The sequence below is a fragment of the Allobosea sp. P1_B10 genome, from assembly GCF_056406735.1.
On the sequence record NZ_JBFTZP010000002.1, the window covers coordinates 150,351 to 172,623 of the forward strand.

The following is a 22,273-nucleotide window of genomic DNA, read 5'->3' on the forward strand; positions in this document are numbered from 1 at the left end:
CGTCTTAACCACTCGTTCACCATGTACCCGGCAAGAATTGCCGGGTTGCGCCGTCTCGGCGCGGCGTTGGATCGCGGGCTGCGCATGGCGCAGCGGGGAACGGGCTTGTCGATGAGCGATGTGACGGCTGGCCAGGGCGGCGGGTTCAATATGCCGAGCCGCGACGGTTTGCAGAAGCTGTTCAACCGGCCAGATCTGTTTCTGGCGATCGGCGTCATGGGCATCCTTGTGGTGCTCATTTTCCCGCTGCCGGCGATCCTGCTCGATCTGCTGCTGGCGCTCTCGATCATCCTCTCGGTGCTCGTGCTGATGACGGCACTGTTCATCGAGGAGCCGCTGGAGTTCTCGGCCTTCCCGACGGTGCTGCTGATCGTCACCATGTTCCGGCTGGCGCTCAACCTCGCCTCGACCCGCCTGATCCTGGCCCATGGTCATGAGGGCGGAGCGGCTGCCGGCCATGTCATCGAGGCCTTCGCCAATTTCGTGATGAGCGGCAATTTCGTGATCGGGGTGATCGTCTTCACCATCCTCATCATCGTGAACTTCGTGGTCATCACCAAGGGTTCGGGCCGCATCGCCGAGGTCGCGGCGCGCTTTGCGCTCGACGCGATGCCGGGCAAGCAGATGGCGATCGACGCCGATCTCTCCGCCGGGCTTATCGACCAGGATGTCGCCAAGGTCAGGCGCAAGGCGCTTGAGGACGAGGCCAACTTCTTCGGCTCGATGGACGGCGCCTCGAAATTCGTGCGCGGCGACGCGATCGCAGCATTGCTGATCACCTTCATCAACGTGCTCGGCGGCATCATCATCGGCGTCGCCCAGCAGGGCATGAGCTTTGGTGCGGCTGCGCACAACTACACCATGCTTACCGTCGGCGACGGCCTGGTCAGCCAGATCCCGGCCCTGATCGTCTCGACGGCGGCCGGCCTGCTCGTCTCGAAGTCGGGCGTGCGCGGCGCTGCCGACAAGGCGCTCGGCAAGCAGCTCTCTGGCTATCCGAAGGCGCTCGGTATGTCGGCGGCGGTGATGTTGCTGATCGCGATCCTGCCCGGCATCCCGATGCTGCCCTTCCTCGTGCTGGCCGGCGGTTCGGCCTGGCTCGCCCGGCACTTCGGCAAGATCGCCAAGGCCCGCGATGCCCAGGATGAGGTAGCGGCGCAGGCCGCCTCGACGCTCCAGCCCGACGGCACGCCCAAGGAGGAGACACTCAACGACCTGCTCAAGCTCGACGAGCTCAAGATCGAGATCGGCTACGGTTTGCTGCCGCTGGTCAATGCGGCGGGCGGCCAGGACAGGCTGACCGACCAGGTCCGGGCGCTGCGGCGCCAACTCGCGGCCGAGCTCGGCTTCGTGATGCCGGCCGTGCGCATCGTCGACAACGTGCAGCTCGAGGCCAATCACTACTACATCAAGATCAAGGAGATCGATGCCGGCCATGGCATCGTCTACGCCGGCCAGTTCATGGCGATGGACCCGATGGGCGGCTCTGTGAACCTGCCCGGCCACAACGTCCTGGAGCCGACCTTCGGCCTGCCCGCGACCTGGATCGACGCTGCCCTCCAGGACGAGGCCCAGTTGCGCGGTCTGACCGTGGTCGACGCTGCGACTGTGATCTCGACGCATCTCACCGAAGTTCTGAAGTCGCATATGCCCGAGCTGCTCTCGCATGCCGAGGTGCAGAAGTTGCTGCGCGAGCTGCAGAAGGACCATGCCGACCTCGTCAAGGAGATCGTGCCGAGCCAGATCTCGACCACCGGCATCCAGCGCGTGCTGCAGTTGCTGCTGGCGGAGCGGATCTCGATACGCGATCTCGCGACGATCATCGAGGCGATCGCAGAGGTTGCCGGCGGCATGAAGAACCCGCGCGACATCGCCGAGCACGTCCGCTCTCGGCTGGCTCGCCAGATCTGCGCGCAGTTCTCGGACGCGAACGGAAACCTGCCGATCATCACGCTGTCGCCTGCGTGGGAGAGCGTCTTCGCGGAGTCGATCGTCGGCAACGGCGAGGAGCGCCATCTCGCCATGCAGCCCTCCCGCCTGCAGGAGTTCGTGCGCCACGTCCGAGACAAGTTCGAGGATGCCGCACGCATCGGCGAGATGCCGTCGCTCGTCACCTCCGGTCTGGCGCGGCCCTTCGTGCGCCAGATCATCGAGCGCTTCCGCCGCGAGACGCCTGTCCTGTCGCAGTCCGAGATCCATCCGCGGGTGCGGTTGAAGACGGTCGGAAGCGTCTGACGCGGCCGAGGCCGTTCGTGACGGTCGACGCAAGGCGCGCGGCGATTCCACGGGGGTCCGATGTCCGCGGCGCAATGGTCAGTCCCCGGGCGCGCCGCTAAGCCGGGCTGATGTCGCGCAACGTCGTCCTCTTCGCCATGATGTGCCTCGTCTGGGGGCTCACCTTCCTGCCGGTGAAGATTGCCTCGGCGCATGTGCCGCCGGTCTTCCTGGCGGCCGCGCGGTTCTCGATCGCGGGGCTCCTGATGCTGGCATGGGCCGGGCGGGACGCCTTCAAGGTTCCATCCGCGGCCTGGGCCCGGCTGATCGTGACCGCGCTGCTGGCCAACACCGGGAACTACACGCTGCTGTTCTGGGGCGCCAAGCATGCGCCGAGCGGGCTGTCGGCGATCGTCAACATGGCCACGATCCCTATCTACACGCTGCTCGCCAGCCGCGTGATCGAAGGGCAACCGATCAGCGGCTCGCGCGTCCTCGCCATCGCGCTCGGGACCCTGGGGCTCGGGCTGCTGTTCGCGTCGCGCGCGACGAGCGGCCTCGGCGCCGCCAGCGGCGATGCACTCGAACTCTGGGGGCTCGCGGCCGTCGCTCTCGGCACGCTGCTCTATTGCGTTGGCGCGGTGCTGACGCGCCCCATCGCGGCGACGATGCCGACGCTGACACTGGCGGCTTGGCAGACGCTGATCGGAGCCGTCGGGCTGATCGCGATCTCGGCTGCGCTCGAGCCGGTGAGCCTCGAGGATGTCCGCGCGCTCGCCGCGTGGCCGACGCTGYCGTCGCTTGCAGGGCTGGTGATCGGCGGCTCGCTCGTCGGCTACACGATCTATCTGCGCCTGCTGCGCGACTGGGGAGCCTTTCGGGCCGGGCTCTATGCCTTCATCAGCCCGGTGATCGCGGTGGGCGCCGGCGTCGTCGTGCTGTCCGAGCCGTTCGGGCCGGCGGAGGCCGCCGGAGCGGTGCTGATGTTTGCCGCCGCCGCCATCGCGCTCAGACGATAGGCGGATCGGCGCTGAGGGCCTTCGCCTTGGCCTGGGCTTGTGCCACCGCGACGGCATGGGCGTGCTTCTTGAGCTGTGCGCGCTCGAACGCGACCACGACCGGCAGGGAGATGACCAGCGGCAGGATCAGGTAGAACAGTCGCCAGATGAGCAGCGCCGCGAAGACCGCAGGCGCCGGCACGCCGGGCATGACCGCCAGGAAAACGGCCTCCATCACGCCGACGCCGCCCGGAACCTGGCTGAGCAGTCCGGCCGAGAAGGAGAGCAGGAAGGCCCCGAGCACGATCATGAAGCCTGGATTGCCCTGGGCAGGCAGGGCGAAATAGATGATCCCTGCAGCGCCCGCGAGTTCCAGCGGAGCCGCCAGATATTGCCGCGCCACGATCGGCAAGCGCGGGTAGATCAGCTCGAACTTGCCGATCTTCAGCGGCTTGAACTTCAGCCAGGCGCCGAGCGTGTAGAGCACGACGAAGGCGAGCATTCCGATCCCGATCAGCCGGGCCGTGCCGTCTCCGATGCCGAACCAGGTCGAGAGGCGGGCAAGGGGTCTCAGGATCTCCGGCTCGATGATCAAAACGAGCCCGAGCAGCAGGATCGTGCCGAATGCGAAGGTGAAGGAGCACAGCGCGACAAGCACCGCGACCTCGGCGGCGGTCAGCCCCTTGGCGGTGTAGGCCCGGAACCGCACCATCCCGCCCGAGAACACCGAGGCGCCGATATTGTGCGAGAGCGCGTAGGTTACGAAGGAGCACAGCGAGATATAAGCCCACGAGATGCCCTTCTCTTTGCCCAGATGCAGCAGCGCGATGCGGTCGTACCAGGCCAGCGCGGCATAGGCCACGAGGGTCGCGAGCCCGGCGTGGAAGAAGGCCGCGCCTGGGATCACGGCGATCTTCTGGCCGATGCGGGACGCGACGATCCCGATATTCTCCCAGACGCCGCCCTGGTCGAGCAGGGCCTGGATGGCAGCGTCGGTGCCGGCCTCCGCCTTCAACTTGTCCCAGAGCAGATCGACAGACCAGACGACCGCAACGAGCCCGAGCAGCGGCCAGAGATAATCGAGATATTTTTTCATGAGACCCGCGAACTGCGAGGAGGCGAGGAGCTATGCATCTGCTGCCGTTCGAGCATGCAGGAAATGCGCGGGCCGGCAACCGCACCTCTCTGCCAGCGCGTGCGGAAGAGGGCAAGCGGCGTCATGTCGCTTGCCCCGAGGCGAAGTCAGCGGTGCGGTGACGCTGCGTTACTTGCCGTTGGCCTTGAGCCATTCGCGCATGGTGGCGATCTCCTTTTCCTGATCGGCGATGATGCTGGTCGCCAGCGCCTTGAGGGCAGGGTCCTTGCCATGGGCCAGCATGACCTTGGCCATGTCGATGGCACCCTGGTGATGCGGGATCATGCCGCGCACGAAGTCTGCGTCGACATTGCCGCTGAAGGCGATCTCCATGCCCTTGTGCATCTTCATGTTCGCCGCCTTGAACGCCGTCGTCGCAGCCGATTCCTTCGTGCTTGAGGGTGTCGCACCGTGGCCGGAATGGCTGTTCTGCGCCAGAGCGATGCCGCCGAGCGCAAGCGATGCGGCGAGCAAGGCTGCGAGTCTGGTCTTGATGCGTCGTGTCATGGTCTCGTCCTTGTTGGGAAGCCGACGCGGGATCGCAGTGGCGATGCGCACGCGGCCATCGTGGCAATGGTTTTAAGGGGTCAGGCCGTGGCCGGGCCTCTCGGAGGTCGCTCGGCGGGCTCGGGGCTGCAGTCGCGGCGCCAGTGGGCCTGCCAGGGCGACAGCGCACGCCAGGAGGTCCTGGCAAGGTGCGGGGCCGCAACATCGGTGAAGGCGATCAGGCCGCAGCCCAGCGTGCAGCAGGACAGCGTGCCGGCGGCCTCGGTCGGGGCGTTCGCCTCGTGGCAGGGTGATGTCGCAGGCGCGCCACCGTGCAGTGCAGGGCCAGGAAAAGAGGGCACGGCGTGGCCGGCGGACACTGCAATCGTCGCGTGCGGGACGACCGCCAGCAGTAGGACCGCAAGCGCGATACACAGGCGCAGCCATTCAGGAAGCGCTGATATCACCGGCCACTGTTTGCCTGTTTGCGAACCAATCGATGGAAATGCAGCCTGCAGCATGACGTCGATCTTTCCGCCGCGATCATGTCATGATCACGGCATCGTCGAATCCTGTCACACGCCGCTCAAGAAACCCGCATGTCCCAGACCATCAGCATCAGCCTCACGGGCACCACCGACCTGCCGCCCGGCAAGATCGCCGCCATCGTGACCTCGCTCGAAATGTTCGCAGCACCGCCCGTCCGCGCCGATCCGCCGGGAATGGACAGCTTCACGCTCGAGCCGATCGCCGCAGCCGAGGTCACGCGCTACCTGGCGATGTACCGGATCCTCGGCGAGCGCTGGATGTGGTTCAGCCGACTGGTAAAGCCGGTCGCCGAGATCGAGGCAATCCTCGCCGATCCCGCCGTCATCTGCTTTGCCGTGCGCCATGAAGGACGCGATGTCGGGCTGCTCGAGCTGGATTTCCGGGTGGCCGGCGAAGGTGAACTCGCCTTTTTCGGCCTCGACGAGTCCGTTCTGGGGCGAGGTGCGGGGCGCTGGCTGATGAACCGTGCTCTGGAGCTGGCATGGGCCCGGCCGATCGGGCGCTTCTGGGTGCATACCTGCACGCTGGACCACCAGAGCGCGCCGGAATTCTATCAGCGCTCGGGCTTCTCGGTCTTCAAGCGCGGCATCGAGATCGACGACGACCCCCGGCTAAAGGGCCACATGCCTCGCGAATGCGCGCCGCACCATCCGATGATCGCCTGACCGGCGCCGACTGAAGCCGACACAAAAAAGCGGCAGCGAGGCTTGTGCCTCGCCGCCGCTCTATCGGCTGAACGACGTCTCAGACGTTGGCGCGGGCGCGCAGGCCGATCGAATCCATCATGGCCTGGTCGCGGGCGGCTTCCGCCGCGCGCTCGGTGGCGCGCTCGCGGTCGTCGAGGATCTCGACCTTCTTCATGTCCTCGAAGGCTTCCTGCAACTCGGCCTTGGCCTCGTCGAGCTGGCCCAGCAGATTGTCGGCCGACTGGCGCAGGTTGTCGCGGCGGCCCAGCGCCGCCTTGGCATAGGTCGGGTAGGCAAAGTGGCCGGGATCGGTAATCCCCGCGCGGCTCTCTTCGCTCTGAATCTCTCGATCGAGATCGGACGCCATCCGATGGAAATCGGCGATCATCATCTCAATCTGGCTCACCCGGCGACGCTTTTCGTCGACCTGGAAGCGTTTGAGACGCAAAAGGGTCTCTCGCGACTTCATTTCGTATCTAACTCCTGATTACGCATGGCAGCGTGCCGACCCCTCGACACGAAACCGGAACTTATCCGCGAGACAGGGAGTACAATGGACCAAGGAGGTTGACCGTTCCTTACCGTCAATACTTGCTTCTTGTGCATATTGAGACCGCATCGAGAGTCCTGCCACGCCGTGACGAAGGCGGCTATCAAGGTCGGTACTAGTGCGCGGCGCAATCGCCGCCGCCGATTGGAAATGCCAGCTTGCCCGCCTTCCCACGCCTGCCGAAACACGGACCGCTGCTTTTCGGTCTGGCACTAACCCGCGTGATAGGCTGGGGTTCGACCTATTATGCTCCCTCGGTGCTTGCGGGCTATCTCGATCGGGATATCGGCCTCAGCGCTCCGGTCGTCTTCGCCGGCATCACGATCCTGCTGGTCACCGGTGCCGTGCTGTCGCCGCTCCTGGGGCGCCATCTCGACATCCATGGCACGCGCCGCAGCATGTGCCTGGGCGCGCTGGTCTGCGCGCTGGGTCTGGCGACGCTGGCCGCCGCACAGGGGCCGGTGAGCTATCTCGCGAGCTGGCTGATCATCGGGCTCGGTCATGCCCTGTCTCTGGCCAATACCGGCAATGTCACGATCGCCCAGATCATGGGACCGCGCACGCGCCGGGTGATCGGCCTGATGATGCTCATGACGGGACTGGCCTCGAGCATCTTCTGGCCGTTGGCGGCGGGCTTGAGCGAGGCGTTCGGCTGGCGCGTCACCTGGCTTGTCTTCGCCGCGATGCAGATCGTCATCGTGCTGCCGATCTATGCGGCGATCCCGCGCTATCACCGGCCGGCGCCCCCCGCAGTGGCCGAGCATGCACCCGCCAGCGAGGGTCATGGCCGTGTCCCGCAGGGCTCGCGCCGCGCGATCTTTGCACTGGTGGCTCTGATATTCTCGGCGAGCGGACTGGTATCCTGGGGGCTGCCGCTGAACCTGATCGCCCTGGTGCAGAGCGGCGGGGTCAACCCGGCAAGCGCGGTCTGGATCGCGGCGCTCACAGGGCCAGCCACCTTGCTTGCGCGAGCGGTCGACGCGGTGGCGGGGGAGAGGCTGCCCGTCGAGCGGGTGGCGCTGGCAGGGCTGGCGCTGGGGCCGCTGGCCTGCCTGGTGATGGCGCTGGGGCCCTCAGGACTAGTCACGGCCGTGAGCTTCGTCGTGCTGTTCTCCGCTGCCATGGGCGTGATCTCGGTGGCGCGCGCGACCCTGCCGCTGATGCTGTTCGGGCGGCACGGCTACGGCGCGATGCTCGGCAATCTCGCCGTGCCGCAGAACCTGACCTTCGCCGCCTCGCCGCTGCTGTTTGCGATGATGATGGAGCATGCCGGCCCGATGCCGACGCTGCTGATCTCGGCCGCGATCCAGCTCATGGGCTTCGTTGCCATGCTGGTGCTGCTGCGGATGCTGGCGACAATTCCGGCAGCGCCGACGTCGCAGCCCGATCTATAGCGGCCGGAAGGGCTCGCCTGGCCTTGATACGGAACGGAAGCGACCCGTCATCCCTGCGACATTCCGACCGACTGAGACGCTCAGCTGCTCATGATCTGCGCCAGTTGCGCATAGCAATCGGGAAGCGAGGTGGCGTCGTCCTTTGACTGCTTAAGGAAGGCCTCCAGTGCCGGATTCAGCCTTATGGCCTCGTCGACCTCGGCCGATGCGCCCTGTCGATAGGCGCCGAGCCGAATCAGTTCCTCCATGTCGGCATAGGTCGCCAGCGTCGCGCGTGCCTTCTGCACCACCGGATAGAAAGCGGGGTCGCAGGAGCGCGGCATCGTGCGCGACACCGACTTCAGGATGTTGATCGCTGGATAGCGGCCGCGCTCCGCGATCGAGCGCTCCATCACGATATGGCCGTCGAGGATGCCGCGCACCGCGTCGGCCACCGGCTCGTCATGATCGCCGCCATCCACGAGAACCGTGAACAGGCCGGTGATCGCGCCGTCGCCGACGCCCGGTCCTGCGCGCTCCAGCAGGCGCGGCAGTTCGGCGAAGACGGTGGGCGTGTAGCCCTTGGTCGTCGGAGGCTCTCCGGCGGCCAGGCCGATCTCGCGCATGGCCATGGCGAAGCGCGTCACGGAGTCCATCAGGCACATCACCTGCTTGCCCTGGTCGCGGAAATATTCCGCGAGCGTGAGGGTGGTCATGGCTGCCTGCTTTCGCATCAGCGCCGGCTCGTCGGAGGTCGCGACGACCACGACCGAGCGGGCGAGCCCCTGTGGCCCGAGATCGTCCTGTAGGAACTCCTGGACCTCGCGGCCGCGCTCGCCGACCAGGCCGATGATGTTGACGTCGGCGCGGGCATAGCGCGCCAGCATCGAGAGCAGAACAGACTTGCCGACGCCGGAACCGGCGAAGATGCCCATGCGCTGGCCGAGGCAGCAGGTCAGGAAGGCGTTGAGCGAGCGCACGCCGAGGTCGAGCGGCTTGCCGACGCGTCGCCTGGAATGGGCGGGCGGAGGATCGTTGCGGAAGGTGCAGAGCTTTTCGCCCTCGGGGAGGGGGGGGCCGCCATCGACCGGACGACCGAGCGCGTCGACCACGCGGCCGAGCCAGGCCGAGGTCGGCCTGATGCCGGGCTGGGCCTTGTTGACATAGGCGGGGCAGCCGCGGCGCACGCCATCGAGCCCGCCATAGGGCATCACCAGAGCCTTCTCGCCCGAGAAGCCGATGACTTCGCAGGGCACGCGCGTGCCCGGGGCGATCTCGATCTCGATGCGACCGCCAAGGCTCATGGCCCCGATGGGCCCTGAAATCTCGACGAGCAGCCCCCGAACCGCCGTGACGCGGCCATAAATCGTAACGGCCTCCAGTCCCTCGAGCATCGTGGCGAGGTCAGAAAGCCGGTCGGAGCTGCGCTTGGGGCTGTTCATAACTGCTAACGTCAACCTTTCGTTTACCTGTGTGATTAACACTGTGCATCGAGGCCGTGTCGTGTCGCGGGGCGTTTAGTGCCCCGTTTCGCGAGGCGGGCTCCGCGAAAGGCGATTTCGCGGGAGAGGGCCACCACGATCCGTGTCAAATTCGACTCACCTGGGCAAGGATCGTTCACTTTCTTCCAAGAAGCGCTTGCGTCGATGAATCACGGTTTGTTAACCAGTTCCTCGTAGCGTGTCGCGTGGCGTTTCAAAGGGCAAGCACGTCGTCGTCGAGGGCCGTGAGGGCTCGGACGATATGAACTGTGGATTGCCTCTGGGCGAAATTGGGGACGTGACATGCGGGTTCTGCTGATCGAAGACGATAGCGCAACCGCTCAAAGCATCGAGCTTATGCTCAAATCGGAGAGCTTCAACGTCTACACCACCGATCTTGGTGAGGAGGGCGTCGATCTCGGTAAGCTCTACGATTATGACATCATCCTGCTCGACCTGAACCTCCCCGACATGTCGGGTTACGAGGTGCTCCGGAGCTTGCGCGTCGCCAAGGTCAAGACACCGATCCTGATCCTTTCGGGCCTTGCCGGCATCGAGGACAAGGTGAAGGGTCTCGGCTTCGGCGCTGACGATTATCTGACAAAGCCGTTCCACAAGGACGAGCTCGTTGCGCGCATCCATGCGATCGTGCGCCGCTCGAAGGGCCATGCCCAGTCGGTCATCACCACCGGCGACCTCGTGGTCAACCTGGACACCAAGACGGTCGAAGTCGACGCTGCCCGCGTCCACCTCACCGGCAAGGAATACCAGATGCTGGAGCTGCTCTCGCTCCGCAAGGGCACGACCCTGACCAAGGAGATGTTCCTGAACCATCTCTATGGCGGCATGGACGAGCCCGAACTTAAGATCATCGACGTGTTCATCTGCAAGCTGCGCAAGAAGCTGGCGAATGCGTCGGCCGGCAAGAACTACATCGAGACCGTCTGGGGCCGTGGCTATGTGCTGCGCGAGCCCAATGATGTCGAAGAGCGGATCCCCGCCTGAGCGGGAGCGACGATCGACTGTCATCGGGCAGTCATGATCGGATGAGACAACGACTACAGCCTGATCGTCGGATGTACACGACAGGCTGACGGGGACCCCGCCGAGAGGCGGGGTTTTTGTTTGCGCGGTGCGTGACCCAGCCGGGCCCGGCGCGACATCGCCAGGCGGAGTCGTGAGAAGCGCAGCCGGCGTATCGTGCCGAGGCGGAGCCGGTCAGAGGCCGCCCGCACCGCCGCCGCCGGCACCACCGCCACCGCCGATTGCGACCGTCCTGGAGCGATCGAAGGGCAGCCCGCTGCCGCCGGCTTGCGCCTTGGCGGAGCGGCTCTCGCGATAGAGGCCGCGCTGGGTCTTGTCGGGCACGATCGTCGTGGTGATGCCGATGACCGTCTCGGCGGCGCCGAGCACGAAGACGCCGTCCTCGGTCAGCCTCTTGGCAAGCGCGCTCATCACCTTGGCCTTGGTGGGGACGTCGAAATAGATCAGCACGTTCCGGCAGAAGATCACGTCGAACTGGCCGAAATGCGAATTCGGCTCGAGCAGGTTGTGCTGCTTCAGCTCGACCATGCCGCGGATGCGGTCACAGACATGCCATTTGTCGCCTTCCTGCCGGAAGTGGCGCAGCAGCATCTGGATCGGCAGGCCGCGCTGGACCTCGAACTGGCTGTAGATGCCCGTGCGCGCCTTCTCCAGGACCTCGCAGGAGAGATCGGTGCCGAGGATCTCGACCTTCCAGCCGGCGAGCCGAGGACCCATCTCGTCCAGGATCATGGCGAGGGAATACGCCTCCTGACCCGTCGAGACGGCCGCGCACCAGATCCGCAGCGACCGCGTCGCGGCGTTGGCGGCGAGTTTCTCGGGCAGGATCACGTCGCGGAACAGATCGAAGGGCGAGCGATCGCGGAAGAACAGCGTCTCGTTGGTCGTCATGGCCTCGACGACGGCGATCTCGAGGAGCCGGTCATGGCCCAGCCGCAGCGTCTGGACGAGCGCGCCGAGGCCCTCGATCCGGCGCCTGCGGCAGAGCATGCCGAGGCGGCTTTCGGCGAGGTAGCGCTTGTCAGGGCTGAGCGAGAGCCCCGAGCGCTGGTGCAACAGCGCCCGCAGGAAGTCGAAATCGGCCTCGGTCATGCGGGCTGGCCCCCATGGATGAGGTTCCTGATCGCCTCGCCGATGCCGTCGAGCGGAATCACCGCGCTGGCATGCCGTGCCCGCACCACGGAGCCGGGCATCCCCCAGATCGTGCTCGAGAACTCATCCTGCGCGATCACTGCAGCACCGGCGCGGCGCAGGGCGCCGGCGCCATCGGTGCCGTCGCTGCCCATGCCCGTCAGCACGAGGCCCAATGCCGCGGGGCCGAGGTGACGCGCCGCCTCGCTGAACAGGACATCGACGGCCGGCCGGCAGAAGCGCACGGGAGGGCCGTCGGTTATGGTCGCGACGAGGTGGCCGAGCTTGCGATCGATGCCGAGATGCCGGCCTCCGGGCGCGATATAGATGGTGCCGCGGCTGAGCCTTTCGCCATCATAGGGCTCGCGCGCGGGCAGGCCGATCTGTGCGGAGACCTGCTCGGCGAAGGAGGCGGTGAAGACGGGGGGCATGTGCTGCACCACCAGCGTCGTCAGCTCGCGCAGGCAGTCGCCGATATCGGCGAGCACCTTGGCCACGGCGCGCGGGCCACCCGTGGAGGCGCCGATCGTCAGATAGCGCGGGACCATCGTCACAAGGGGGCGAAGGTTGACAGTGGCTGGCGCGGGCAGCTCGAAATCGAGCTCGGGCGGCAGGGCTCCAGGGTGGCCCTGTGTCAGCGCGATGTTGCCGACCTTGAGGAGGAACTCGTTGCGGATGTCGAGAGAGAGCGGCACGCCGCTGCGATTATCGGGCTTGGAGACGACATCCATCGCGCCCTTGGTCATCCATTCCAGCGCGACGCGGGCGTTGCGCTCGGTCAGGGTCGCGGCGAGCAGCACGCCCGTATTGGGGCTGTGCTTCAGGATGTCCGACAGGCCCGGGGCGCCGTCGCCGCCGGCCATGTCGAGATCGAGCACCATCACATCGGGCTGGAAACGGCCGGCATGGGCGAGCGCCGTCTCGCCATCGCCCGCGACGGCGACGACGTGAAACTTGCCGGCCTCGCCCAGCCAGCGCGCAAACAGGCCGCGCACGACCACAGATTGATCGGCGATTACCACAGTCTTTGGGCGCATCGGGGCAGCCATGGCCTTGTGAGCAGGTCTCATGCGGATGGCATCGGGCTGGAGAACCCGATGCACTGTCTGCACAGCACAGCGGCAACAGCCTCGACTGTCGCCGCGTCAATCACAACAGGCCGACCTGATGGAACTTGGAGGCCACGATTTCCTTGTCGAACGGTTTCATGATGTATTCGTCCGCACCGGCATGCATGGCACGCGCGATATGGGCGATGTCGTTCTCCGTGGTGCAGAACACGACCTTGGGCCGCTTGCCGCCGGGCATCTGCCGCAGGGTGCGCAGGAAGTCGTACCCGTCCATGATCGGCATGTTCCAGTCGAGCAGGACGGCGTCGGGCATTTCGCCCTTGCAGGCGTCGATCGCGCGGGCGCCATCTTCGGCTTCGGCAATGCGGAACTGCAGTCCTTCGAGGATACGGCGCGCGACCTTGCGGATCACGGCGGAGTCGTCGACGACGAGGCAATACTTCATGTTCAATCTCCAAAAGTCCGATAGGCCACGGTCAGGCCGCGGCAGGCAAATCAAGTTTCAAAACCGCATCGACATCGAGGACCACGAGGAGGCGGTCGTCGAGGCGGTGGACGCCGGCGGCCAGCGCGCTCCAGCGGGGGTCCAGATGGACGGGCACGGCCTCGAGCGAGGAGTGTTCAAGCCGCATGACCTCTCCGACCGCGTCGACGATCAGCGCATAGGCTTCGCCGCCAAGATCGATGCCGACCGCGACCAACTCACAGTCGCCCTTGCAGTCGGCGTCGGTGCCGGGCTTGACGGGCTGGCCCAGGCGCTTGCGCAGGCAGATCGCGGTGACGACTCGGCCGCGCAGATTGAGCAGCCCGATGATCTCGGACGGCGCGCGCGGAACGGCCGTGATTCGGTTGGCGATGAAGACGTCGTGGACCCGGCCGATCGGCAAGCCGAGGATCTGTTCGCCCACCATCACGGTGACGTAATCGAGGGAATCGCCGAAGCCCGGTGCAGAGGGGGCGACGGCCTGGCGCGAAGGCGTCTGCGTGGTCATGCCGCGTGCCTCATGGTCGACTTGCGTTCGGCGAGCTCGCGCAGCAGGGCGCGGCGGTCGAACTTGGCGACGACCTCATTGATGCCGACCTGCGCGGCGCGCATGTGGAGTTCCGGCGTCGCCAGCGAGGTCATCCCGAGTATGCGCGGCTGGGCGCTCTCTTCGCCCGCCCGCAGCGTCCCGACGAAGGCGTAGGCCGCCTCGGGATCGCGGTCGAGGTCGATCAGCACGGCGCTGAAGCCACCACCGGCGGCAAGGCGTTTTGCACTGTCGAAGTCGGCTGCCAGCACAACGCGCTGGCCCGAGGCCTTCAGGACGGGGCTCAACATCTCGCGCAGGAAAGTCGAGGGCTCGACCAGCATCACCTGCGCCGTGCTCGTCTCGGGCTGCTCGCTGCGCCGGCTGCTGAGCCAGCCCGGATCGGCCTTGGGAAGGTAGAAGGCGAGGTCGATGACATCGGTCGCCCGGCCGCGGATCAGCGCGGAACCGATCACGCCGCGATCGGTCGTGGACTGGAGTTCGACGTCGAGTTGCTCCTCGACGATGTCGACGATGGCATCGACCGCCAGCGCGATCGTCAGGTCGCCATCGGAGATGATGACGAGCGGCTGCAGGCCATCGCTGCGGATCACGGCATCGGCGACCGCGACGACCGGTATCAGCCGCTCGCGGTAGTGCAGCAGGACACGGCCGCCGCTGTTCTGGAAGGCGCTGGCATCGACCTCCTCGAGCCGTGTGACCAGCGAGAGCGGTACGGCCTGTAGGCCATCGGCGCCGGCGCGGAAGACCAGCATCGTGGTCTTTTCGGCATCCGAGGATGGCGCGGCTGCCGGCGCGTCGATGCGCATCGGATCGGTGGAGACGGCGGCGCCGACGAGCTTGGCGATGCCGTTGGGATCGACGATCAGCACCACGGCGCCGTCGCCGAGGATCGTGTTGCCGGAGAAGAGGGGGATGTGACGGAGCTTCGTCGACATCGGTTTGACGACGATTTCCTCGGTGTGGAAGACGCTGTCGACGAGGATGCCGAACTGGCGATCGCCGATCTGCGTGACCACGATGAAGCCATCGATGGTGGCGGATGCTTCCGAGCCCATCAGGCTCGACAGCGCCACGATCGGCAGCAGGCGCGAGCGCAGGCGCAGGACCGGCGCGCCGTTGATCTGCTCGATGCGGTGGTCGGCACCGGCTTTGACGCGGACGAGTTCGCGCACGACGATCTGCGGGATCGCAAAGCGCTGCTCGCCGGCGACGACGATCAGTGCCGAGACGATCGCCAGCGTCAGCGGGATCTTGATGGTGATGGTGGTGCCCTGGGCCGCCGTGCTGGCGATGTCGATGACGCCGCCGATGGCATCGACGTTCACCTTGACGACATCCATGCCGACGCCGCGCCCGGACACGGCAGTGATCTTCTCAGCCGTGGAAAAACCCGGGTGGAAGATGAAGCGGCTGACCTGGGCGTCGCTCAGGCGCTCGATGGCGCCGTCCTGCGCGAGACCTTGCTGGACCGCCTTGCGCCGGATCCGCTCGAAATCGAGGCCCCGGCCATCGTCGGAAATCGCGATCGTGACCGAGCCGCCCTCGTGGTAGGCGGCCAGGCGGATGGTGCCGTGCTCGGACTTGCCGGCCGCACGGCGCTCGTCGGGCGTTTCGATCGCATGGTCGGCGCAGTTGCGGACCATATGCGTCAGCGGATCCTTGATCAGGTCGAGGACCTGGCGGTCGAGTTCTGTATCGGCGCCCTCCATCACCAGTTCGATGCGCTTGCCGAGTTCGGCGCCGAGATCGCGCACGATGCGCGGCAGCTTCGACCAGGCCGTGCTGATCGGCTGCATGCGCGTCTTCATGACGCCGTCCTGCAATTCGGCCGTGATCAGAGACAGGCGCTGCAACGGCGCCTTGAGGCCGGCATCCTCGCGATTGCGCGAGATCTCGAGCAACTGGTTACGGGTCAGGACAAGCTCGGACACCATCGTCATCAGATGCTCGATGGTGTCGACATTGACGCGCAGCGTGGCGGGCCCGACGTTGCGGTTCTCGCGCAGGCTGCGCTCTTCGGGGTCGGCCGCCAGCTCGACGGGAGGCTCGATGCGGCCATTGGCGGCGCGCTCCGGGCCCGGCGCACTGCGGAAGATCAGGTCGAGCCCCTCGTCGGTCTCGGCATTGCCGTGACGGTTGAGATAGGCCGCGACCGGGTCATGCTCGTCTATCTCGGAGGAGGGCCTGGCCGCGAGCTCGGCCTTCGCGGATTCCGCGAGCGCCTGCAGTTCGGTAATCAGCGTCTGATCGCTGCCCGGGGGCTCCTGGCCCTTGTCGGCGAGTTCCGAGAGGATGTCCTTGACCCGGTCGATCGTCTCCAGGATCGCCGTGACGGCGATGACGTTGACGGTGGCGCCGTCGCGGAACTGGCCGATGACCGATTCCGCGGCGTGCGTCAGGGCTTCGAGCCTGGGCAGGCCGATGAAGCCGCAGGTCCCCTTGATCGTATGCACGAGCCGAAAGATCGAGCGCAGGATCTCGCGGTTATTCGGCTCCTGTTCGAAACGGACGAGTTCCCGATCGACCGTCTCGACGTTCTCGCCGGTCTCGCTCAGGAACTCTTGGAGCAGTTCGTCCATGCTGGAGACCGATCACTGACGCAAAAAAAACGCTTTGACCGATCTAAGCAGGAGAAGCGTTTATGATCAGTTGAGATCGACCGGAAAGCGCAGCTATTCAGCGGCTTAGTCCGACCTACCGATCAGGCGGCCTTATCGGCGACGATGGTGACCTGATCGCCTTCGATCGCGAAGGTGATCGTCATGCCGGCGGCACGCGCGACCATGCCGGTATAGAGCGGCTGGACCGCATGGGCGTCGATCGTCCCGGTCTCGGAGCGGCCGGCGATCAACTCCTCGACATGCGTCGGGATGCGGGCATGGGAGCCGGTCGCGGTGATGACGAAGCGGCCCTGTTCGCCTTCGATGGTGGCGCGCGAGACCAGTTTGCCGCCGCGCGGCACGGCGCTGCTGGCAAGCACCAGCAGGTTCAGCAGAAGCTTGACCTGGTTCTTGGGCAGGAGGGCGCGGGGCGCCTCCCAGTCGAGCGACAACTTCTCGTCGTTGAGGAAGCCGTTGGCGACATTGCCGGCGTCGCCGAGGTCGATCATCGCGCCGGCGGAGCCTGCGGCGCCGAAGGCGAGGCGGGCGAACTGGAGCCGTGCGGACGCGCTGCGGGCGCTTTTCTTGATCAGGTCCAGCGCGAAATCGCGCATCGAGGGATCGTCTTCCTCCAGCACTTCCAGCGCGTTGACAATCGCGCCCACCGGGCTGATCACGTCATGGCAGACGCGGCTGCAGAGCAGCGCGGCCAGGTCTAGCGGCTCGAGCGAGATGGCGGTCATGGGGCTATTGTCCTGGGATCAGCGGTCCGGGAGCGCCCGCGACAGGCAGGGCGCCGTTATCGGGGATAGTGAGGGCATCTTCGTTTGCATGTGGTTAACCCTGATTCCGGCACGATGAAATCCAAAGGAACCCATGCCGCCATGATCAGCCGCGACGATCCGCGCCTAGACGACCGGAACGGCCTTGCTCTGCTGCTGGCGGAGGCGGCGCGCCTGAGTTCGGCCGTTCTGCTGCGCCTGCGCAACGCCCGCGACGTCAAGGTCAAGCCTGACGGGACGCCGGTCTGCTCGGCGGACATCGCCGCCGACCACGCGGCCAAGACGGCGCTGGCTCGACTGTTGCCCGATTTTCCCGTGGTCAGCGAGGAGAGCGTCGACGCTGTCGCGCCCGCACCGGTCTTCATCCTGCTCGACCCCCTCGACGGCACCCGCGAGTTCCTGGCCGATGGCGACAGCTATTGCGTCGCGATCGCGATCATCCGGGACGGGCGGCCGATAGCGGGCGCGATCGCCGCCCCGCAGCTTGGTCGCCTCTGGTTCGCGGGAAGCGACGCCTTCACGCAGACCCTGACGCCGGACGGTGCGCCGGGCAGCGCCGCCGAGCGCGTCGCGGTGCGTCCGCTGCCGGCGGAGGGGCCGGTGACGCTGGTCAGCCGCTTCCATGGCGATGCGCTGAGCGACCGCGTCGCGGTGGCGATGGCGTCGAGCGCCACGATGCCGGTGTCATCGGCGGTCAAGTTCGGGCTGATCGCGACGGGCGAGGCGGACCTGCACATCCGGGCCGGGCAGACCATGGAGTGGGACATCGCGGCCGGCGATGCGATCCTGTCGGCGGCCGGCGGAGCCGTGCTGGTGCTGGACGGGTCCGTGCCCGTCTATGGCCGCAGCGACAGGGAGTTCCGCAATCCGCCCTTCGTGGCGGCGAGCAGCGAGGCCCTGGCACGCAGGGCGATCGCGGCGGCAGCCTCCAAGTAGTCATTGAGCCCGGGAACGCGTGCCCAGTGTTTCCGGATGACGCGCCTGGGCCTCAGCGGGCGACGGTCTCGTACACGCTTGTCCATTGCGCCAGCGCGACACGCAGCAGCGAGGCGTCGCCGACGAAACTGTCGCGCGCCTGCTGCGTCCTGAACAGGAAGAGCCGGGATCCGATGACGGCGAAGAGGCGCGGATCGGTCTCGACGGCACGACCGTCGATGACGCCCATGGCGTCGAAGCCGGAAAAGGCCGGCTCGTAGACCGCGGGGGCATCGCGAAAAGCCTCGCGGTTGGCTGCCGATGCGAAGCGCCAGACCGTCCCGCGATGGATCAGTTCATAGTCGGCGCGGCCGGGCGTGGCTTCGCCGCGCAGCTGATAGGCGACGGGATCGAAGCCGCTGATCGCGACACCGGAGCGCTGGCTGCCCTGCATCAGTTCGCTCGGATGAGGCAGTTCGGGCAGCCCTTGGGGCAGGCCGGGGTTGGGGCCGAGCGAGGATTTGGCGGCGAAGGCCGGCTGCAGCACAAGGGAGAGCGCAAGGACGCCGGCGGCGATCGAGATCCAGCGCTGCCATGTTGCGGCCTTCATCGCGGGCAAATCCTGACGGTAAGGGTGCTTCGGGGAGTTTCCGGGCCACCGGAATCTTCACGGGTTGGATACACTTGCGGCGTATCAAACTCGTTACCGAAATGGTGCGTATTTGCGCGGTGTCCTCTTTTTGGGTTCGGATCGCGACGGATCGTCCCGGTCCTGCAACGCCCTTCCAGGGCATCAGGCCAGTCGATCTGCCTGCCTCCGCGGCCGTCGTTCTCGGGCGTCGGCCACTCCTCGAACAGGCGCCCAGCCCGGAGAAACGTCTCGATGACCTACTCACGCCGCAGCTTCGCCGCCGGAGCCCTCGCGCTCGCAGGCACGGTCCTTGCCGGCCTCCCGGCCTCGAGCCAGCAGAGGCCGGGCTACGACCAGAACCGGTCGTTCTCCCAGAATGAACTCGTCAATTCCGGCCATTCCTTCTTCGGCAATGTCTCGCGCGGGCTTGCGCTGACGATCGAGGAAGCGGTTCGCCGCTGGGGCGAGCCCAATGGATATGTCCTCGGGCAGGAGGCCGCGGGCGCCTTCGTCGGCGGTCTTCGCTACGGAGAGGGGACGCTGTTCACCCGCAATGCCGGAGACCGCAAGGTGTTCTGGCAGGGACCCTCGGTAGGCTTCGATTTCGGCGGCGAAGGCGCCCGCACGATGATGCTGATCTACAACCTGCCTTCGGTCGATTCGCTGTACCAGCGCTTCGTCGGCGTCGATGGCTCCGTCTACTTCATCGGTGGCTTCGGCTTCACCGCGATGGCTGCCGAGAACATGATGGTGGTGCCGATCCGCACCGGCGTCGGCTGGCGGCTCGGCGTCAATCTCGGCTACCTCAAATTCACGCCGCAGGCGACCTGGAACCCCTTCTGAGCGCTTGAAACCGGCCAAGGGCAGGGACATCTGCGTGTCTCTGGCCATGGCGTGGGTGGCGTGGCAAGCTTAGCGCGGTATCGACCCCGGATGCGGAGCCGCCTGTCTTGATCGAAGCCGTCATGCTCGTGATGCTCGGCTTCCTGTGCGCGACGCTGCTGGCGTTGGCGGCAGTGCCCGCCCTCGCGCGCCGGGCCGAGCGGCTGGCTCGCAAGCGCGCCGAAGCCGCGTTCCCCCTGTCATTGGCCGAGATCGCCGCCGACCGCGATCATTTGCGCGCCGAACTCGCGCTGCGCGCACGGACCCTCGAACAGGAGGCCGAGCGCGGTTTCGCGGCGAAGGCCGCCGCGATGCAGGAACTCGGCCGCCGCGACATGACGATCGCGCAGCGCGAGCGCGACCTGAGCGCCCGCGACGCGCGCATTGCCGATCTCGACAGCGAACTTGCCACGACGAAGGCCGAACTGGGTACGACGCGCGCGACCCTTGCTGGCGAATTGGCCGCTCATGCCGAAACCTCCGCGACGCTGGACAAGCGTGTCGCGGATCTCGCGGCGCTGGAGCAGAACCTCGGCGAGACGCGTTCGGCGCTGACCGGTACGGGCGCGGATCTTTCTGCCCGCAACACCGAGCTTGCGGAAGAGCGAGCGACGCTTGGCCGCGTGCAGGCCCTGCTCGCCGAGCGCGAGGCAGAGCTGGCGAGCCAGCGCGCCGACAACGACGCGCTTCGCGTCGGGCATGTCGAGGCCCGCACGAAGATCATGGTGCTCGACGGCAAGAGCGAGGATCTCGGCATCCGACTCGGCGCGGCCGAGGCCAGCCTGGCGCAGGCTCGTGCCTCGCTGAAGGCCATGGCCACCGACCGCGACAGCGAGCGGCTGCGGGCCGACGCGCTCGACGCTCGCGCCGCTCAGGCCGAAGCGGGGCTTGCCGCAGCGGCCGCGGCCAGCGTAGAGGCGGCTGCGGAAGCGACGGCGCTCAGGCTGCAGCGCGAGCAGGATGCCGAGGCGCATGGCGTCGCGGTCCTGGCGCGCGAGGCAGCCGAGGCTTCTCTGGCCACGGCGCAGGCGCGTCTGCTGTCGGCGAGTGGCAAACGGGACGAGGAGATCGTGACGATGCGCGAAGACCTGCGCGAGCGCGAACAGCGCCTCGAGACGCTCCGTGCCGAGATCCAGACCCTGCAGGGCGCGCTGGCCCAGGCGCGCGCCGACAGGCTGCGGCTGAAGCGCGAACTCGCCCAGGCCGGGAAGGCCGCGTCCACGCAGAACGATCCCGGCAATGCGGCGCTGCGCCAGGAGATCGTGGAGATCGCCGAGCGCCTGATGCGCCTGCCGCCGAACCAGGAAGCGGCGGAGTAGGGGCGGGGGCGCTCTGGTTGAAGTGGGCGACCTGCGTGGGTGAGACCTGACGCTGATCAAGCCCTTCGCCGGCAAGCGCCAAGACCTATTCGGGGTAGGTCTCGACGCCTTCTTGCGTCGTCTTGTTGAACAGGATGAACAGCAAGGGATTACCGGGCTCGGACATTGCGTCGCTGCGCTGCCCCGATATCTCTCCAGCCACGCCGGCTGTGTACTCCGCCACCACTTCGCCGAAACTGTTACGCTGGATGGCCACCTTTTGCCCGGGTACGACCTTGTCGTTGAGTTTGACCAGATGCTCGACGATCCCCCCAGCGGTGGCCACTATCGGAAACCCGCTATTGCCGACAAAGACAGCCATCCCCGTGGCAGTGCGGCCCATCGGTCCTTCAACGATGCCATGATGCTTGAGGACGTTCACCGTGCCTTCCACGAACAGCGCGATCATCTCGTGATCCAGGACGCGCGCGGCGCCGATCTCGGGTGCAATCGCCGGGATTCCGGCGTCGACGAACGCATTGTGCAGGACGGTCGGATAAGCGGATTTCGGCATATTGAGGATCTGGCCGACGGGGTAGAGATCCAGCATCGCCTTGACCTCGGGTCTGTCGATCTCGCCGATGTTGAAGGCGGTGACCTTGAACCCGGTCGTTCCCGTATGGAAATCGATCGCCGCGTCAGCGTTGGGCCGCAGCAGCCGGTTGAAAAGCAGCCCGGCATGGCGGTTTGGCGCGGTCGGCCCGTTCTCGTTGCCGGGCCATTCCCGGTTCATGTCGATGAGATCACTGCCTCTGCCCTGGTTCGGCCACCGGCGTTGCATGCTCTCCAGCGCTGGACGGGATATGTCGGTGACCGCCATCACAGTGCCGGACATTTTCGCCGGATCGAGCTGGTTCATCACGGTCTGCACCGTATGGATGGAACTCATCTCGTCGCCGTGCACACCGCTCGTCAGAATGACGCGCTTGCCCGGTTTTGCCCCCCTGGCGACCGTTACGGACACATACCAAAACTGCCCGGTGGGCGCCTGCACGCCCTGGAAATACAAGCGATGCGTGTGCCCGGCCTCCAGTTCGTTCACATCGAGTGAACCGACGACCTTCTTTCCGTTGATGACATCGCCCGTATAGACGGTGCCCCGCCCTGCGCCGGCTGGCCCACTTGAGGGCGCCGTGGCCGTTTGTGCCTGCGCTGCTCCCGCTACCAGCGCGGTTGCGGCACCGGCTGCGGCTGCCGATGCGAGCATGAAGTTGCGACGATCCAGATCGTCACCGTTTTCATTTGCCATAGCCAGTGTTCCTTGCATGAAGCGCACGCAGATTGAGGCCATCGCGTCGGATCCGATCAAACCTGTTCCGACCAGTGCAGTATTTTACAGGATGTCTCATCGAGT

At 66.4% G+C, this 22,273-nt stretch carries 21 protein-coding genes; 8 read left to right on the forward strand and 13 right to left on the reverse strand.

The window, feature by feature from the left end; translation table 11 throughout:
* Window positions 1-111: 111 nt before the first annotated feature.
* Complete coding sequence (gene flhA / locus AC1D2L_RS05370; RefSeq protein ID WP_476844806.1) at window positions 112-2,235, forward strand: flagellar biosynthesis protein FlhA; 2,124 nt, start codon at window positions 112-114, stop codon at window positions 2,233-2,235.
* A gap of 110 nt (window positions 2,236-2,345) precedes the next feature.
* Entirely contained in the window at window positions 2,346-3,233 is an 888-nt protein-coding gene (locus AC1D2L_RS05375; RefSeq protein WP_476844807.1) for a DMT family transporter, read from the forward strand.
* Here AC1D2L_RS05375 and AC1D2L_RS05380 read toward each other — a convergent pair.
* The 3 genes from AC1D2L_RS05380 to AC1D2L_RS05390 all read right to left on the reverse strand — a co-directional run bounded on the left by AC1D2L_RS05380 (window position 3,223) and on the right by AC1D2L_RS05390 (window position 5,195).
* Entirely contained in the window at window positions 3,223-4,308 is a 1,086-nt protein-coding gene (locus AC1D2L_RS05380) for a lysylphosphatidylglycerol synthase transmembrane domain-containing protein (protein WP_476844808.1), read from the reverse strand. The genes AC1D2L_RS05375 and AC1D2L_RS05380 overlap by 11 nt on opposite strands.
* A gap of 168 nt (window positions 4,309-4,476) precedes the next feature.
* On the reverse strand, window positions 4,477-4,854 hold the full coding sequence (gene copM, locus AC1D2L_RS05385; RefSeq protein WP_476845214.1) for a CopM family metallochaperone: 378 nt from the start codon (window positions 4,852-4,854) through the stop codon (window positions 4,477-4,479).
* 80 nt (window positions 4,855-4,934) lie between these two features.
* Complete coding sequence (locus tag AC1D2L_RS05390) at window positions 4,935-5,195, reverse strand: hypothetical protein (RefSeq protein ID WP_476844809.1); 261 nt, start codon at window positions 5,193-5,195, stop codon at window positions 4,935-4,937.
* A gap of 237 nt (window positions 5,196-5,432) precedes the next feature.
* On the opposite strand from AC1D2L_RS05390, the gene AC1D2L_RS05395 reads away from it, so the two are divergent.
* Entirely contained in the window at window positions 5,433-6,047 is a 615-nt protein-coding gene (locus AC1D2L_RS05395; protein WP_476844810.1) for a GNAT family N-acetyltransferase, read from the forward strand.
* A 79-nt stretch (window positions 6,048-6,126) separates the two neighbouring features.
* On the opposite strand, the gene fliJ is transcribed toward AC1D2L_RS05395, so the two are convergent.
* On the reverse strand, window positions 6,127-6,537 hold the full coding sequence (gene fliJ, locus AC1D2L_RS05400; protein ID WP_476844811.1) for a flagellar export protein FliJ: 411 nt from the start codon (window positions 6,535-6,537) through the stop codon (window positions 6,127-6,129).
* Window positions 6,538-6,776: 239 nt separating this feature from the next.
* On the opposite strand from fliJ, the gene AC1D2L_RS05405 reads away from it, so the two are divergent.
* On the forward strand, window positions 6,777-8,012 hold the full coding sequence (locus AC1D2L_RS05405) for an MFS transporter (protein ID WP_476844812.1): 1,236 nt from the start codon (window positions 6,777-6,779) through the stop codon (window positions 8,010-8,012).
* 80 nt (window positions 8,013-8,092) lie between these two features.
* Here AC1D2L_RS05405 and fliI read toward each other — a convergent pair whose 3' ends face one another.
* Window positions 8,093-9,433 carry a flagellar protein export ATPase FliI gene (fliI, locus tag AC1D2L_RS05410; protein WP_476844813.1) on the reverse strand — a complete coding sequence of 447 codons (1,341 nt, stop codon included), beginning with the start codon at window positions 9,431-9,433 and terminating at the stop codon, window positions 8,093-8,095.
* Between the two features lie 342 nt (window positions 9,434-9,775).
* Here fliI and ctrA point away from each other — a divergent pair, with 342 nt between their 5' ends.
* Window positions 9,776-10,477 carry a response regulator transcription factor CtrA gene (ctrA, locus tag AC1D2L_RS05415; protein WP_056805941.1) on the forward strand — a complete coding sequence of 234 codons (702 nt, stop codon included), beginning with the start codon at window positions 9,776-9,778 and terminating at the stop codon, window positions 10,475-10,477.
* A 213-nt stretch (window positions 10,478-10,690) separates the two neighbouring features.
* Here ctrA and AC1D2L_RS05420 read toward each other — a convergent pair whose 3' ends face one another.
* The 6 genes from AC1D2L_RS05420 to chpT form a co-directional block, all read right to left on the reverse strand.
* On the reverse strand, window positions 10,691-11,608 hold the full coding sequence (locus AC1D2L_RS05420) for a CheR family methyltransferase (RefSeq protein WP_476844814.1): 918 nt from the start codon (window positions 11,606-11,608) through the stop codon (window positions 10,691-10,693).
* Window positions 11,605-12,717 carry a chemotaxis protein CheB gene (locus AC1D2L_RS05425; RefSeq protein ID WP_476844815.1) on the reverse strand — a complete coding sequence of 371 codons (1,113 nt, stop codon included), beginning with the start codon at window positions 12,715-12,717 and terminating at the stop codon, window positions 11,605-11,607. Before AC1D2L_RS05425 ends, AC1D2L_RS05420 begins: the two co-directional genes overlap by 4 nt.
* A gap of 79 nt (window positions 12,718-12,796) precedes the next feature.
* On the reverse strand, window positions 12,797-13,162 hold the full coding sequence (locus tag AC1D2L_RS05430) for a response regulator (RefSeq protein ID WP_043237911.1): 366 nt from the start codon (window positions 13,160-13,162) through the stop codon (window positions 12,797-12,799).
* 31 nt (window positions 13,163-13,193) lie between these two features.
* Window positions 13,194-13,709 carry a chemotaxis protein CheW gene (locus AC1D2L_RS05435; RefSeq protein ID WP_476844816.1) on the reverse strand — a complete coding sequence of 172 codons (516 nt, stop codon included), beginning with the start codon at window positions 13,707-13,709 and terminating at the stop codon, window positions 13,194-13,196.
* Window positions 13,706-16,330, reverse strand: coding sequence for a hybrid sensor histidine kinase/response regulator (locus AC1D2L_RS05440; RefSeq protein ID WP_476844817.1), 2,625 nt, complete (start codon window positions 16,328-16,330; stop codon window positions 13,706-13,708). Before AC1D2L_RS05440 ends, AC1D2L_RS05435 begins: the two co-directional genes overlap by 4 nt.
* A 122-nt stretch (window positions 16,331-16,452) precedes the next feature.
* Complete coding sequence (gene chpT, locus AC1D2L_RS05445; protein WP_476844818.1) at window positions 16,453-17,094, reverse strand: histidine phosphotransferase ChpT; 642 nt, start codon at window positions 17,092-17,094, stop codon at window positions 16,453-16,455.
* A gap of 114 nt (window positions 17,095-17,208) precedes the next feature.
* Here chpT and AC1D2L_RS05450 point away from each other — a divergent pair, with 114 nt between their 5' ends.
* Window positions 17,209-18,069: a 3'(2'),5'-bisphosphate nucleotidase CysQ family protein gene (locus tag AC1D2L_RS05450; RefSeq protein ID WP_476844819.1), complete on the forward strand. Its 861-nt coding sequence runs from the start codon at window positions 17,209-17,211 to the stop codon at window positions 18,067-18,069.
* 52 nt (window positions 18,070-18,121) lie between these two features.
* Here AC1D2L_RS05450 and AC1D2L_RS05455 read toward each other — a convergent pair whose 3' ends face one another.
* Entirely contained in the window at window positions 18,122-18,658 is a 537-nt protein-coding gene (locus AC1D2L_RS05455) for a YHS domain-containing (seleno)protein (protein WP_476844820.1), read from the reverse strand.
* A 273-nt stretch (window positions 18,659-18,931) separates the two neighbouring features.
* On the opposite strand from AC1D2L_RS05455, the gene AC1D2L_RS05460 reads away from it, so the two are divergent.
* Window positions 18,932-19,522: a DUF1134 domain-containing protein gene (locus AC1D2L_RS05460; RefSeq protein WP_476844821.1), complete on the forward strand. Its 591-nt coding sequence runs from the start codon at window positions 18,932-18,934 to the stop codon at window positions 19,520-19,522.
* 107 nt (window positions 19,523-19,629) lie between these two features.
* On the forward strand, window positions 19,630-20,880 hold the full coding sequence (locus AC1D2L_RS05465) for a coiled-coil domain-containing protein (protein WP_476844822.1): 1,251 nt from the start codon (window positions 19,630-19,632) through the stop codon (window positions 20,878-20,880).
* Window positions 20,881-20,965: 85 nt separating this feature from the next.
* On the opposite strand, the gene AC1D2L_RS05470 is transcribed toward AC1D2L_RS05465, so the two are convergent.
* On the reverse strand, window positions 20,966-22,168 hold the full coding sequence (locus tag AC1D2L_RS05470) for a succinylglutamate desuccinylase/aspartoacylase family protein (RefSeq protein ID WP_476845215.1): 1,203 nt from the start codon (window positions 22,166-22,168) through the stop codon (window positions 20,966-20,968).
* Window positions 22,169-22,273 lie beyond the last annotated feature (105 nt).

Excerpts from the sequence above, each read along its gene's own strand:
- flhA (WP_476844806.1), top strand. The coding sequence starts at position 112 with ATGAGCGATGTGACGGCTGGCCAGGGCGGCGGGTTCAATATGCCGAGC.
- AC1D2L_RS05380 (WP_476844808.1), bottom strand. The coding sequence starts at position 4,308 with ATGAAAAAATATCTCGATTATCTCTGGCCGCTGCTCGGGCTCGTTGCG.
- copM (WP_476845214.1), bottom strand. The coding sequence starts at position 4,854 with ATGACACGACGCATCAAGACCAGACTCGCAGCCTTGCTCGCCGCATCG.
- AC1D2L_RS05395 (WP_476844810.1), top strand. The coding sequence starts at position 5,433 with ATGTCCCAGACCATCAGCATCAGCCTCACGGGCACCACCGACCTGCCG.
- fliJ (WP_476844811.1), bottom strand. The coding sequence starts at position 6,537 with ATGAAGTCGCGAGAGACCCTTTTGCGTCTCAAACGCTTCCAGGTCGAC.
- fliI (WP_476844813.1), bottom strand. The coding sequence starts at position 9,433 with ATGAACAGCCCCAAGCGCAGCTCCGACCGGCTTTCTGACCTCGCCACG.
- ctrA (WP_056805941.1), top strand. The coding sequence starts at position 9,776 with ATGCGGGTTCTGCTGATCGAAGACGATAGCGCAACCGCTCAAAGCATC.
- AC1D2L_RS05420 (WP_476844814.1), bottom strand. The coding sequence starts at position 11,608 with ATGACCGAGGCCGATTTCGACTTCCTGCGGGCGCTGTTGCACCAGCGC.
- AC1D2L_RS05425 (WP_476844815.1), bottom strand. The coding sequence starts at position 12,717 with ATGAGACCTGCTCACAAGGCCATGGCTGCCCCGATGCGCCCAAAGACT.
- AC1D2L_RS05430 (WP_043237911.1), bottom strand. The coding sequence starts at position 13,162 with ATGAAGTATTGCCTCGTCGTCGACGACTCCGCCGTGATCCGCAAGGTC.
- AC1D2L_RS05435 (WP_476844816.1), bottom strand. The coding sequence starts at position 13,709 with ATGACCACGCAGACGCCTTCGCGCCAGGCCGTCGCCCCCTCTGCACCG.
- AC1D2L_RS05440 (WP_476844817.1), bottom strand. The coding sequence starts at position 16,330 with ATGGACGAACTGCTCCAAGAGTTCCTGAGCGAGACCGGCGAGAACGTC.
- chpT (WP_476844818.1), bottom strand. The coding sequence starts at position 17,094 with ATGACCGCCATCTCGCTCGAGCCGCTAGACCTGGCCGCGCTGCTCTGC.
- AC1D2L_RS05450 (WP_476844819.1), top strand. The coding sequence starts at position 17,209 with ATGAAATCCAAAGGAACCCATGCCGCCATGATCAGCCGCGACGATCCG.
- AC1D2L_RS05455 (WP_476844820.1), bottom strand. The coding sequence starts at position 18,658 with ATGAAGGCCGCAACATGGCAGCGCTGGATCTCGATCGCCGCCGGCGTC.
- AC1D2L_RS05460 (WP_476844821.1), top strand. The coding sequence starts at position 18,932 with ATGACCTACTCACGCCGCAGCTTCGCCGCCGGAGCCCTCGCGCTCGCA.
- AC1D2L_RS05470 (WP_476845215.1), bottom strand. The coding sequence starts at position 22,168 with ATGGCAAATGAAAACGGTGACGATCTGGATCGTCGCAACTTCATGCTC.